The sequence below is a fragment of the Succinimonas amylolytica DSM 2873 genome, assembly GCF_000378405.1.
GTDB classification, from domain to species: Bacteria; Pseudomonadota; Gammaproteobacteria; order Enterobacterales; family Succinivibrionaceae; genus Succinimonas; species Succinimonas amylolytica.
The window spans coordinates 157,245-170,998 of sequence record NZ_KB899637.1; the positions used below are offsets into that span (position 1 = coordinate 157,245).

The 13,754-nt window shown below is 50.3% G+C and carries 7 protein-coding genes; 2 read left to right on the top strand and 5 right to left on the bottom strand.

What is annotated here, in order from left to right; translation table 11 throughout:
• Positions 1-3,918 (top strand): RCC1 domain-containing protein (locus F557_RS0110105; protein ID WP_026297867.1); only part of this gene is annotated, 3,918 nt, incomplete at its 5' end.
• Between the two features lie 526 nt (positions 3,919-4,444).
• Here F557_RS0110105 and F557_RS23275 read toward each other — a convergent pair.
• The 3 genes from F557_RS23275 to F557_RS0110130 all read right to left on the bottom strand — a co-directional run bounded on the left by F557_RS23275 (position 4,445) and on the right by F557_RS0110130 (position 8,049).
• Positions 4,445-5,182: a PD-(D/E)XK nuclease domain-containing protein gene (locus tag F557_RS23275; protein WP_019002109.1), complete on the bottom strand. Its 738-nt coding sequence runs from the start codon at positions 5,180-5,182 to the stop codon at positions 4,445-4,447.
• Positions 5,183-5,281: 99 nt separating this feature from the next.
• Positions 5,282-6,148, bottom strand: coding sequence for an AAA family ATPase (locus F557_RS23280; protein WP_019002110.1), 867 nt, complete (start codon positions 6,146-6,148; stop codon positions 5,282-5,284).
• An 866-nt stretch (positions 6,149-7,014) separates the two neighbouring features.
• Positions 7,015-8,049: a porin gene (locus tag F557_RS0110130; RefSeq protein ID WP_019002112.1), complete on the bottom strand. Its 1,035-nt coding sequence runs from the start codon at positions 8,047-8,049 to the stop codon at positions 7,015-7,017.
• Between the two features lie 336 nt (positions 8,050-8,385).
• Here F557_RS0110130 and lysM point away from each other — a divergent pair, with 336 nt between their 5' ends.
• Positions 8,386-8,832, top strand: coding sequence for a peptidoglycan-binding protein LysM (gene lysM / locus F557_RS0110140; RefSeq protein WP_019002114.1), 447 nt, complete (start codon positions 8,386-8,388; stop codon positions 8,830-8,832).
• Between the two features lie 526 nt (positions 8,833-9,358).
• Here the strand turns inward: lysM and F557_RS0110155 are convergent.
• Together F557_RS0110155 and F557_RS19585 are read right to left on the bottom strand one after the other, a co-directional pair.
• Complete coding sequence (locus F557_RS0110155) at positions 9,359-12,361, bottom strand: RCC1 domain-containing protein (protein ID WP_157617842.1); 3,003 nt, start codon at positions 12,359-12,361, stop codon at positions 9,359-9,361.
• 195 nt (positions 12,362-12,556) lie between these two features.
• On the bottom strand, positions 12,557-13,549 hold the full coding sequence (locus F557_RS19585; RefSeq protein WP_019002117.1) for a hypothetical protein: 993 nt from the start codon (positions 13,547-13,549) through the stop codon (positions 12,557-12,559).
• Positions 13,550-13,754 lie beyond the last annotated feature (205 nt).

The following is a 13,754-nucleotide window of genomic DNA, read 5'->3' on the forward strand; positions in this document are numbered from 1 at the left end:
AGCAGCAACAATAACAATCAAAATGCCGAGGATGATTCCGTTTACTTTGATGTGCAGGTAGTTGACGGCGCGCTGGAGAATGCCTGCGGCTGGATCGATCAGATCCCTAACTTCCAGCAGGATGAAGGGGAACCCCGGGCCTGTACCGATTACGAGGGCAAGGCTCAATTTGAGGTTAAAAAGTCTGCTCTCAAGAATGATGACGGCAGTGACCGCAGCAGGCTTAAGTTAATTTTTGCGGCAAACAAGGGGGCTGCTACCAACCATCTCTTCGGTCAGAAACAGGGGCTTGATTTTAAGAAGGATCTGTTTTTCTCCGGCTATGCCTTCATTAAAGACGGCAAGATCGAAAACGCTATGCTATCGCCCTTCTCAACCTTCGTATCCACAGCTCATGAAGCCACCGGCTCCGGCGAACTCTCGAAGGAAGTCTATGAATCCAATATCGATGATCTGGGTGACCTTTTTGGAATTCCGAAGGGAACTCTAGGCAAGATGTACGGCAACAAGGACATTACCAAGCTTTCAAAGGAGGAGATCAGTGCTCTTCTGCCTGAAATTGCCGCTGAAATTCTGGTTAGAAACGGCCTTCTGCCTGACAGCATCGATGACTTGAAGGAAGGCGCCGCTGACAAAAAATTCACACTGGAAGCAGTTATTTCACAAATCTCGGCATATCGGAAGAATGTAGCTGCAGCTAAAGAAAAAATCGCAAAGATCATTGAGGAAAGCACTCCGGAAACAGATATTTTTTCAGAAGCTGTAAAGGCTCTGGAAGAAGCTGCCAGGCTTAAGCCTGATTCCGATCCGGATACCGACACCGGTACTGACACCGGTACTGACACCGGCACTGACACCGGCACTGACACCGGTACTGACACCGGTACTGACACCGGTACTGACACCGGTACTGACACCGGTACTGACACCGGCACTGACACCGGTACTGACACCGGTACTGACACCGGTACTGACACCGGCACTGACACCGCTACTGAAAATCTGACAGTTCAGGTTATTGCAGGCTACGTGGACGGAGCCGCTGTCTGTGTTGACTTGAACGGCAACCGCGCCTGTGATGACAATGAGCCTTCCGGGAAAACAGATGCCACGGGATATGCCAATATCAGCATTCCCGCAGATCTTCTGAGCAAACTGCGTGCAAATGGCGGTATAAGACTGATTGCCAGTGCCGGCAAGGGTGCGAAAAGCCATCTGCCCTGGTCCACATCTGAACTGACACAGGATCTGATACTGACTTCCCGTACCTACAGTCCGAAGACCTACAAGAGCGATGCTGCAGACATCATCTGCGAAGACAGGCTCTGCGATGAATTCATATCCCGGATAACGCCTTTCTCCACCCTCGCCGACACCGCTGCGGGAGACGAGGAAATGACACAGAAGGCCTACCAGGCGCTGATGGCCCTGATAGCCAAGAGCCTTGGTATTGAAGGAAATGTGCTCGGAAGTGATTACCTTGAAGGCGCAGATACTCCGGCAGCTCTTGGCAAAAATAAGCTCAAGGCCCTGCTGGCGGACGAACTCATCATCGGAATGGGCATGACACCGTCATCTGCCAAGGTTCTGAAGAAAGGAAGCGCCGGACTCAATGCTGACGGAGTCATGAAGGAACTGACACTAATCAATGAACGCCTTGATGTGGCTGTTGCCGAAATCATGGATAAGAGCAAGGACGACAGCTTCAGCTTCAGCGATTACCAGGCAAATCTCAGCAATGTAATGGAGAAATCCTTCGTGCAGCTGTCTTCCGGCCGGGGCGAAGACTTCAGATGCGGTGTTAATGAAAACCACCGGGTGCTTTGCTGGGGCAACAACTCCTGGGGCAACCTGGGCGATCCGAAGTACTTTACGGATCCCGACGGCAATCTCTATGAGGACGGCGCCTCTGTTAAGGATCTTTACAGCTGGAAGATGGTTACCGTCAGGAAAGAGGACGGTACTCCGCTGAACAACGTTCTGTCCGTGGAGACCGGCAGCAAGTTTGCCTGTGCCGTGACCTTCGGCGGCGAAGTTTACTGCTGGGGATCTAACAAGTACGGCCAGCTGGGCAACGGTGAATTCTCTGCCGTTGAGCCTGCCGCAGTTCAGGTTCTGAATGCCAGAAACGGTAACGGCGACAGCGAATACCTGAACAATGCCGAATATCTGGCAATTTCCAACAACTCGGTATGTGCCTCTGTACTGAAAGAACCTCCGGTTGCCGGCAGCGGCAATGAGTACCAGCAGATTTCCAAATTGCTCTGCTGGGGAGACAACACGTCCAAGCAGCTGGGACGGGATCTTGATGACGATGAGACCTCGGCATTCGCTACTATAACCGATCAGTTTGGCGACCCGCTTCCTCAGAGCGTCACTCTGAAGGCTGTTCCCTATCCTGTGGAGGTTGCGTTCCCTGATACCGTTGCGTCAGTCGGGAGTGTAACGGCCGGAGCCTGGGCTTACTGTGCTACGACCACCTCGGAGGGGGATGACAAAAATACCATATACTGCTGGGGCAATGATTCTCACGGTCTGGTTACCCACAACTGGCGTCAGTACATGACTCCGGAAATCGCCAAAGACTATGCGAAATACTGGGTTCAGGACGGCCATACTCTGGGTGATGGCTACCATAATGCAGGTCTGGCTCTGAAAGATCGTCATATTCTGGACAGTGACGGCGATTACCATCCGCTGTTCAGCGCTCCTGTAACGGCAGTAAAGGATGCAAAGTATCTGGAATTTGTCGGCTCGGAGACCTTTTTCAAATCCCCAGCCACAGCCAACTGTGCTTTCTGGGATTCTGATCCGACCAAAAAAGATAGCGGTGTAAACTGCTACAACTACCCGGTGCTTGTGGGAGAGGGTAAGTCTGCCTACCAGAATTATCTGCCAGTTCCGTTTGTAGATCATGCAGAGTTTGTGAACAAATATGATAAATACGATACATTACTGGATGAATGCCGCCTCAATGCCAAATACAGCGACTGTGTGGGAGTTATCAGTGAAGGCAATCCTGATGAGCACGACGGCACTGTAGGCTCTCAGTTCAGCGTGAATCTGTATGGTGTGGTTTCCCACAATCTGGTTTATGCAGGAAGCAGAATCAGCATAGATGCCTATGACTCGGCTCTGTTTGTTTCCCGCAATGTCAGCATTGAAGGCTCCCTGTCTGAACAGTGGTACTGGGTTGGGAATCAGAATAACCAGATAGGCAGCGGTTCAGTTAATACTCCGGTATGGACTTCAGAGGGAACGGATTTGGCTTTCATTTCCCTCCCGCTGATCTCCGAAGGATCCTTCCATAAAACCCAGTCTGCCAAAACCGGGATCAGAACTGACGGTCTTGTTATATCCGATCCTAGCGCCGCAAGCCGGTATTATCTTGCCAATTCTACCGGGTGGCTGTTTGAAATGACTTCTGGCGAGAGCCATTACGGCAGTGCCTATCCCGGGGTCAGCGGCAGCTGGCTTGATCAGTCAGGTGACCCGTATTACATGACCAATTACGAGAGTCTGCCTGCTTATCTGTTCTCTCCCTCCATGGGCAAGCACTCCAAGTGTATTGTTGCTCCTGCTGAAAAGGCCGGCGGGGCCACCCGTCTGTACTGCTGGGGCTCCGATATCTTTGGTCAGATGGGACAGGCTCCGAAAGATGATGTGCAGAAAGGGGTCAGCTACAACGATGTTGCTGATGCCTGGATCTACATCTATGACAGTCACAGCAATTCCAAGGTTGACTATGATGTCAGTGAGACCTTTAACATTGACCCCTACTACAAACGCTGGGAATGGGGTGCCAATACTGGCGGACCTGCAAGCGGGCCTTACAATAATAACTACATCGGCAGAAGAGGCGCGAATTTTGGGCCGGGAACAGATCCCAGACTGGTAAATACTGAGCTTGCTGATTAGTAGCAGGATGTCAGGCCTGAGGTGTTGAGAAAGGTCTGACAATAGGAAGAAGGAAGAGCCGGAAACGGCTCTTTTTTTTGCAGACATCTGTGGAGAATTTTTGACGGGTGGCGATGACAAGAAAATCAGGCCCTTCCGAGATTGGTCAGTGTTTTTTCGGATTTCTTTTCCCCGCTGAAAAGACGGCGAAGGAAAATAATGTAAGCATGCCCGCTCCTGGGCACAGATTTACGCTGGCCACAACGACTCTAAGAAGACTGAAGCAGTACGTCGATAACTCGCAGGTGATTCTGTGTTTTTAGATACAACTCAGACATTCATGATATCAGGAATGACGAGTCTCTTTGCAAAATCATAGTGACACCTGGTGATGAATGGGTTAGGTACTCTCAGCCACGAACTTACCAGAATTTCTACTATGAGCTCTTAGATAGCATGAAAAATAAGGAACCTGAAGCCATTACCAGATTTAAGGGGAAAATATAATTCCAAAAATTACTGACCAATGTCGGTTTGACTGAAGTGTTTAATCGAGTTTTTCAATCAGGCACTGATGATCTTTGGTCTTAGTGCTGTAATTGATTCCGACAATAATGATATTCCGGTATTGTCCGGCATAGCGTTTGAAATATTCCTGAGTTTTAATCTGGGCAATGGCTTCTTCAGCAGAACCGTCATATTTAAACTCAATCAGAATAAGCGGTGTTACCCCCTTAATTGCAGGTTCATATATAAGATCTGCTCTGCCTTTGCCTGCCTGTTCTTCTCTGCGGGAAATATATTTCCCAAGAGTTGACCACAAAAGGCCTGTCATCACACAGCATGTAAGTGATTCTTCGTCATTGTAATCAAGGAGTGTTACTGCAGGAGAATTATGAACATCCTGAATCAGCGTGGCAGCGGTTGTTCCATCGAGTTCCAATATGGCTTTAAGCAGATTATCTGAACGTTTTATGGTCTCCATTCGTTCGTACCATTCCTGCTTTCTGATGATTCCCATTAATGCCCTTTTGATTTCTTTGTTTGGAACATAGGCCAGTTTTAGATCTTCATCCTCACCTTCAGCTACAGCAGAACATCCTAAATATCCCAGACATACCAGAAGGCTGAATACATCATCTTTTTCCTCTATGTTGACCATATCGTTCTGAAAATTACCACAGTCAAACTGTACTCTTGCGCCTTCGATTAAATTCATGATGTCTTTTTTTATGCCGTCAAAATCCATATTAATCAGGCGAACAACTTCTTCGTTGGATGACATCTTACTCCAATAGCTGATACATTCGTTTCGGCTGACAGCTTTGCATACGGAGTTAGGATTGTAGATATCAACTCCCTTTATTTTGTAGCCCTCGTACCATTACTTTAAATTCTGATGTGAAACTTTACAGTTTGGTGATTTTACAATGTCGGCTACTTCATCTTCCGTAAAACCAAAGTAAGGTGCATACTCCCCCGGAAAGAGCATGTTATATTCATCAAAGCCATTGAGTGCAGACTGAGAGTTGTATTTTTTGATTGGCAGAATACCGGTGAGATAAGCCAACGCAAAGCAAGCTTTACCACCATCAGATTTAAACAGATTACGGAGAAGATCGATAAAATCTTCCTGCAGTTGAGTAGCGTCACGATAATCTCGGTAAACCAAATCCCATTCGTCCATAATAAATATAAACTGGGTATTTAAGTCATTTCGCAGATTTGACAGAGCTTCAAGAAGTCCCGTGTTTTCTACCTGATGCTTTTCAAAGCATTGTAAAAAGTCTTTACGTTCTCTGAGGTCTTTAATAACAGAATATTCTAAATAATCAACCAGAGTTTCAACTCCCGAAACTTTATTACTCTTCTTTGTATAACCTTTGTACATACCGCAGATAAAATTCATATCGATATAGATGACATCGTATTTATTGAGGTGCTCTGTGAAGCTGGCCTTATTTGAAATTTTCAAATCGTCAAAAATCTTATGCCCAGCATATCCTTTTGAATAATAGGCTAAAAGCATATGAGCCGTTACGGTTTTGCCGAATCTGCGGGGACGGGTTACAGCCATAAAACGGTCGTCTTCATTTAGTCTTTTATTGGTTATTTCAATAAAATCAGATTTATCAACAAACAAATACCTGTCTTTTCTGTTGGCAAGACTTACAAAGCTGTTTTCTATGGTCGGATTCAGAATGATTCCCATAACTTTAATCTCCCCGAACTCCACATCATCGGCTGTCATTTTAGCACGGCACCGAATTTTTATCCGTAATATGGGACAGAACTTCCTGTGAATAAATATCAGTGCTGTTTATATGTTAGTAATTTAACTGGTCTCAGCAAATAATTAAACTATTGTCTGATACTTGATCCGTGAACAGGTCATTCATCAAAATACTGTCTTTTTATCATCATTTGTTTAAACTTTTTGTACCAGATCTTAAATAAACTACTCCCTAAATCTGCTCTGGCAGGAAGTTCTGGCATGTTTTCAACCTGTCAGACTTACTGCTAAATTTATGGGATCAGTCTAGTTTATAGTGATCAGGAATTTGAAGAATAAACTGTCATGATGGTGTGGAAAGGGGTGGCACTAAATTTCCGCGGAGGTAGTCGCATAAGGGCGTAATTTTCACACAACACCGCACCAAGGAGGCTTTCTCTGCTCTCAGAGTCTCCCGTAACTCCGTTACGGCTCACACAAGAAGGCCGAAAACCCGGAATATGCTCTCTTCCGGGGAACTGGGGGCTTAGGGTGGCGGGAATTGTGAATGACTGAAAGATGGGCTAAGTAATCGCTGAATTCGCATGATTCCGGAAACTTTGAGGAGTTCCCGCCCTAAAAAAAGTCCCTCCCTGCGGGCTCTTCAGACTATACTGGATGAATACCTGAAGGCCGTTACAGCAGTGTGCATGCGACCTGAATTCCCTGCTGCCTCTCTCTTCCGAAAGAGACCGGCTCTCTAGAGGTTATTTCTGAACCGGGCCCTCATGACGCACAGAAAGACCCGGGAATTCCCCACGGTGACAAAAAAAACCGGAAAACCCGCAAGAGTCCTCCGGAATGCTCGGAAACCTGTTTAACCTTACCGGTTCTGAAGAAACGCCTCAGAACACGTACATAAGTCCGATTTCGTATTTACTGTGCTGGCTGGTATTCTTTACCTGATAGTCCAGTCTTCCCAGGCCCAGCTCGCCCTCGCCGTAAAGACGGAGCGCCGGACAGAAGTCATAGGACAGCTGTCCTGATATGTAGGAGTTTTCTGCCCGGTCCAGGTGATAACCCTGATAGCCGATACCCAGCATAAAGCCAAAACCGGATTCAAAGGTATAGCCGCCTACCCCTTCCCAGCCGGTGGAGTGATGAGCCTCCTGCTTGAACTTTTCCTTGGAATACTGCACTGCGGTATAAAAGCCGTCCCCGAGATGCCCGTAGGAAATACCGATCCCGAAATCATGCCGATCCCCGGACTCGCTGTGCTCCAGATCATACCAGTCATAGCTGACACCGAAGGCCAGCCCGTCCAGAAGTCCGTCGGTCCAGTTGTAGGTCAGAGCGGCGGCATAGCCGAATTTAACGTCCAGATCCTGCCAGACCATCTTGTCATGATCAAAATACTGTCCCATGCCGCTGACGGGAGTCTGCATGGAGGCCGCCAGCGTATAGCCGCCTACCGCCGCCACGTACATCACCTGCCCTTCCTGACGGCCGCCTAGCATGGAATAGCTCTGTGCATGAAAACCGACATCCTCAAAGACATCGGTATAGCCGGCCAGAATATACCGGGCGGAATCGCCCTGCCCGAACACCAGGGTGCCGTACTGACTGAAATCAAAGCCGGTGTAGGCATAGCGGGTATCCCACTTGCCGTTCTGAGAGGTTTCGGAGGCCACCTCCCACTCTCCGAAGGCCACCGCCTTGACGCCGGAGGCAATCTTGCTGGATGCGGAAATTCCCAGGCGGCTCCGCCCCTCAAGCCCGCCATTGTGAGAAAGCCGGGAGCTCTTGTCCATGTATCTGGCTTCAATTCTGCCGAACACGGAGAGATCCGTGCCGTTCTCATCATGATAAACCTGCACCGCACTGGTAGCGGAGGAAAGAGCCATGCCGGAAAAAAGAAGCGCCGGAGTAAAAATTTTCATCTAGTAATCCCATCTCAAAATTCCGGGATGATTTTATCACATTTGCGGCGGGGCATTTCAAAAAACGCCTTCTGAAAAGGCTATCATAAATATCTTCTCAGAAAGATCTTCAGGGGACTCCCTTCCTGACTCCGCACAGCATAGGAGAATCAGCTCCGGTACTCCCGTTCCGTTTTTTTTCCAAAAAGCATGCGCGGTGCGAACGCTTCCCCGGGACTCCGGCCTTCCCGCCGGGGACAAATGTGCGTCAGCAGTCAGAATACCCCCGCTAGGCATGACCTTCCCGGATTCCGGTACTACAATTACGGAGGTCCGTAACCACAAGGAGTGAAAAACATGGGACTTATATCATTTGTAAAGGGAGTCGGCGAAAGACTCTTCGGCGGCAAGAAGCCGGAAAGCCAGGCTGCCGATCTTAAAGAAAACATGGACGCCCTGGGACTGGAAACCAGCGGCCTTACCGTGGAGATGGACGGCGAAAAGGCAGTCCTCAGAGGCAATGTCAGGGATCAGGAAACCCTCGAAAAGGCTGCTCTCGCCGTGGGGAACCAGGTGGGTGTCGCCGAGGTGGATACCGGGGCAGTAGCCGTCGAAAACACTGCTGACGAATCCGTGTTCTACACCGTTCAGAAGGGAGATACCCTCTGGAAGATCGCCGAAAGCCATTACGGCAAGGGTAATGGGGCTAAATACACCGTCATCTTTGAGGCCAATAAGCCCATGCTGAAGGATCCGGACAGGATTTACCCGGGCGAGACCCTGAGAATCCCGAAGCTGGACTAGCCTTCAGGCCATCCGGAAATAACACCCGAAGGAGGGAGTGGAGGCTTCCTCTTTTTTTGTCCGTCCTGCAGAAGTTTTCAGAAAATCTTCTCCGGTATCAACATTTCATGTCCCCGAAAAATCCCGGCCCCGGAAGAAGCTGGCTGCTCCTGACAGCTCCCGAACCGTGCAAAAGCCCTTTCCTGTCAGCCCTCATCCTGAAAACTCCGGCCACCCTTTCCGGGGAGCTCCTTCAGGTCAGGAAAGTTTCCCGCAGATCTGCTTTTCATATCATCTGCCGGAGGTCCTGGTACTTCCCTGTCCCTTCTGACAGTCTCCTGAGCCAGAAGTTTCCTTTCCCCGGCGCGGCCCCGTATCCGGATAAATCCCGGACACAAAAAAAAGAGGAAGACTTCGCATCTTCCCCTTCACTCAAAGCTGGTATCAGACTATCCGCCAATCCGGAGACCGGACTCCGGAGCCTCAGGCTCCCGAAGCCGGCCCCGCATAACGGAATACCGTGCGGTCATTACTTCCTGTGTCGGCCTTACTCCCTTCCTTCACCGCTGTCTTCATCATCAGCGTCATAGACAATCTCCGGGCATACCTTGGCATCAGCACAGATAGTGGAGCTTCCGGCAATACGGTTCGCAGGCAGATCTCCAGGTTCCATGCCGGAGAAATCCTTGTACTTGTCTTCCGGAGTCGCGTCATAGAAGGCAGTATTGAGAAGCACCGAGTTAACAAGGGCATTTCCGGTGGAAATCCCGCCCTGGGTCATTTTACACGAGAAGTTATTTCCCAGGCCTACAAGCCAGTAGTTGTCCACGACAGCCGAACCGCCGCAACCCTTAGTAGCCCACATATAGCCATTATTGTAGGTACCCATATATTTCCGGAGCTCCTCGGTAAGACGTGCGGTCTCCTGTTCCCTGACATCATCGCTCTCGTATTCCAGTCTTTGGAGGTTGAGGTCATTTATGATGTAGCTCCAGGCGCTTTCGTAGGCGGCATAGCTGCCCTCCGGATACTGTGTAACGCCCACAGCCTGGGGAGCTGCATTTGCGTTCACCTTAGAGGGAGCCTTTCCGGCCTGACCGAACGGGTTATAGCCCTGGTACTTGACACTGCCGCGCAGAGCCAGCTGGCACTTGAGATAGCCCTCATAGTCCTTCTTCTTGTCATAGTGCTCGGCACAGATCTTCTTGGCGTCCTTGGGGCTCATCTTCTGGAGGGTATACTCGCCCTTCTTGGGATGACCGACCTGAGGCTCCTCGGAAACCTTCACCTCCTCACCGCTGACCGTCCGGGTTACCTCTCTGGCCTTGTCCTGAGACGGCAGGAAGCCCTTTATCTTCGTGGCATCAGCACATTCATCGCCCCAGGAACTGCCCTTCTCGTTAGGATGCCTGCAGTCCTTAAGCACCATGCCGCCCTCAGCACCGGAATTGTAGTTATTAGGATAGTAAAGAGCCGGCACGGCCTTCCTAATAACAACATCCCGCTTCACTTCCGAGTCCTGTCCTGTATTGCCAACAGTTTTGGTACACGTAAGCATCTTCTTTGTAAAGCCCTGCTTCAGAGTCACAAAGCGGGTAGCGCCGGAACTATCCTCAAAGCTGACGGTTACCACAGCATCACGGTTCCCTACAGCATCAGGGGTAAGCTGCAGAGCACCGATGGGGAAGCGGTCATAGATATGCCCCACATGAACACCCGTGAAACGGAATTTATCTAAATAACAGTTTTGGGTCTTATCATCACAAAGCGACTTGTAAAGACTTTCTGGCGCCGCGGTCATGTAAGTACCCATCGCACCTCCGATATTCTTCTTACCAGAAAAGTTAAGCTTAACAGTCGTAACTATAACAGGACGAGGGGATGTTAACTTCATAGTTGGAACAAGCCACTGCTTTCCGAAATGAGTGTTTTCAAGCTGGTCCTTATTGTTATAGGTATTCTTGTAGTTGGCGTCCGGATCGGTCTGCTCGCTGTTATAGTGGGCATCGGCAATCAGCCTGATATCGTCAGGACTGGTATACTTCTTGCCATCTTCGCCGTAGCAGGTCCAGCCATCACCATCCATGGGCTCCGGAGTTTGATGATACCTATCCCCCCACTGGTTATTCAGATGAGTAATGAGGTTGTACCGCTGTCTGAAATCCTCGGCTTCCTTGTAATCCACCTGTCCGGACTCGTTCCGGGGCAGGAGATCAGATACGTCAGTTCTCAGAGAGGCCGGATCCGCACCCCAGCCGTAGAGGTTGCTGCGCCGGAAAGGTCCCCAGCCCAATAGAGCGTACAGCCTCTCTTCATCATTAATCATCTGAGATTCAGTATCGGCCTCCTTTCCGTCAGTTACGGCATAGAAGGAATCATCGCCGGCAGAAACATCCACCACATGATCCATTACCAGCACCGGATGCGGCACAGCGGCAATAGCCATGTCCTCGGCAGAAACGGACTCGGAATCAATAAGAGCCTTGTACGGTTCCGTGACCTCATCGTCAGGTCTCCTGTCGCCGGTCTGCATCACGGTGTTGTCACCCCAGCAGTAAAGCTCGTTATCCGCGGTACGGGCACAGGCGGTATCATTGGCCAGATAGAGATTCACGGCATTGGCAAAGTACTTGCCATCACCGTTCTGCCGGCCCTTAATAACCTGAGAGGCCACCGGAACTGCGGGACGTTCCAGATCAATGGAATCACTGCCCTGGCCCAGCTGACCGAGAGAATTATCACCCCAGCACCAGACCTCACCGGTCACCGTCACGGCACAGGCATACCGGAGGCCGGTCTCAACCATGGCAACACCGGTAAGCGGAGTGCCGTCAGCCCTGGTTACTGTCTGCGGCTCATGCGTGTACATACCGGGGAGAGTGGCGGGATCCGTGGCAGCGGCGGTTTCTGACTGCGTGGCGGCATCCTGGCCATTCTTGCTGAGAGCATCCTCATACCAGGTGCCGTTACCCAGGTTGCCCCAGGAGCCTTGGCCCCAGCACTTCACTGTACCGGCACCGGTAACGCCGCACATGAAGTTGTCGCCGTTGCCGGAAGCCAGACTTACAAAGGCAGCGTCCAGATACTTCGACGAATCCACCATTTCACGGATGATTTCAGTGGGATCCTTTACGCCGGCAATCTGTTCGGCCAGAGATGCCACAATCGGGTCAACAATGGCCTTGATGCGCTCAAGATTTGCCAGGAGAGTAGCGAGATCCACCGGGGTCTTCCTCTGATTCTGAAGAGCCTTAAAGCTTCCGGGCATGATACCGTACTTCTGGAGCAGTTCGCCGGAAATCACCGCACGAATGTTCTCCAGGGTAGGCTTTTTAACATTGTTGTAATCGCTGCGCACGGTTTTCGGATTAAGTCCGAGAGCAAGGGCAACACTGTCCAGACGATCGCTGAACCCGGCTGCGGAAAGATTATCATCGGTACCGAAGGTCAGCGCAGTCAGGGCCTCAAAGATATTTACGTTGGTATAGGAACCGACAGCATCCTTGGAATTACGGAGATTAGGAGCATAAACACGGGTACTTACCGCCACATCTTCTGTAACGGTTCCCGGAGCCCCAAGCACAATATCGGTGCTGCCGGCCGGAATGAGGGTAACGAGATCCAGGTAGCCGGCGCTGGCAATCTGTTTTGCCTGCTCCGCGGTAAAGCTGAGACTGAAGAGTCCGTTTTCGTCAGTGGAAACACTGCTATCACCTTTGTCGCAGGTATTATTGGCATTGGCATCCTAGCATACCTGGACTTCCGGTACATAGCCTCCCATAATCAGACGGGCATCAAACATACTGGTTTCAGAATCGGAATCAGAACCGGAACCAGAATCTGGATCGGTATCAGAACCGGAATCTGGATCGGTATCAGAACCGGAATCTGGATCGGTGTCAGAACCGGAATCTGGATCGGTGTCAGAACCCGAATCAGGATCAGGGGTATCTCCGCCCGGATTGTAACCGGTAAGTGCCTTCACCACATCGTCGCCGGTTATATCCCGGTCTTCCTTTTGGGCATTTTCCTCCAGCTCGGTGACCATCGTGTTTGCATCATCCTTTATGGAGGCTGCTGTTTCCAGCGGGGAATTGCCGACCACGGAACCATTGTAGACAGCAGCAAGATCCTTGAGACTTCCGGGGATAAGGCCGCTTCTGACCAGAAGCTCGGCGGCTATCAGAGCGTGCAGGTTTTCATTTGTAATGGCATCGTTAAAGCCTCCGGCAACTCCGGCATTTCCGGCTCCGGCGGCAGTGGCAATGTCAGTCAGCATTGCCTGGTAGGTTTCGGGAGTGAGGCTGGAAAGCGCATCCGGGAACACCATCATGTCGGTCAGCGTGGTGAAGGGAGACAGGGCGATGAGTCCGTCAATACTGCCGGGGAATATCTCACGGGCCATGACAACGGGGGTAGTCAGCGGAGTCTCGGATCCGTAAATCAGATCCGGATCGCCCTTTTCTGCCTGGGCAATCATCTTGAAGCTGTTAACGGTATTGCCAGAGGGATCCTTCAGACTGGAATTGAGAATCTTCAGGGTAGCCTTGCCGTTTTCGTCAGTGTAGGTATAGGGTTCCTCGCGGTCCAGCTCGAAATTGCGGTTCAGATCCGCAAAAACGAGAGCGCCATTGAGTGCGCCGTCCAGCACCTGAACCTCGACGGCCAGCTGGTCGTCATCATCGTTGTTGTTATTATTGCTGTTGTGATGGTGATCATGACAGGCGGAAAGTCCCATAGCCGCAATGAGAGCTATGGAAAGCCGTGTTAATGAAGAAGGGTATTAGGTCTAAAGTCAGTACTTTAGGCCTTCTTAAATTTCCACGGCATAGCCTGCTCAAGAATAGCATTTCTTCTTTCATCAGACAGCGATTCATCTTTCAGTTCGTCTCTGTGAATACCCATATATCTGAACAGAAATTCAAGGTAATCTTCCAGGTCAA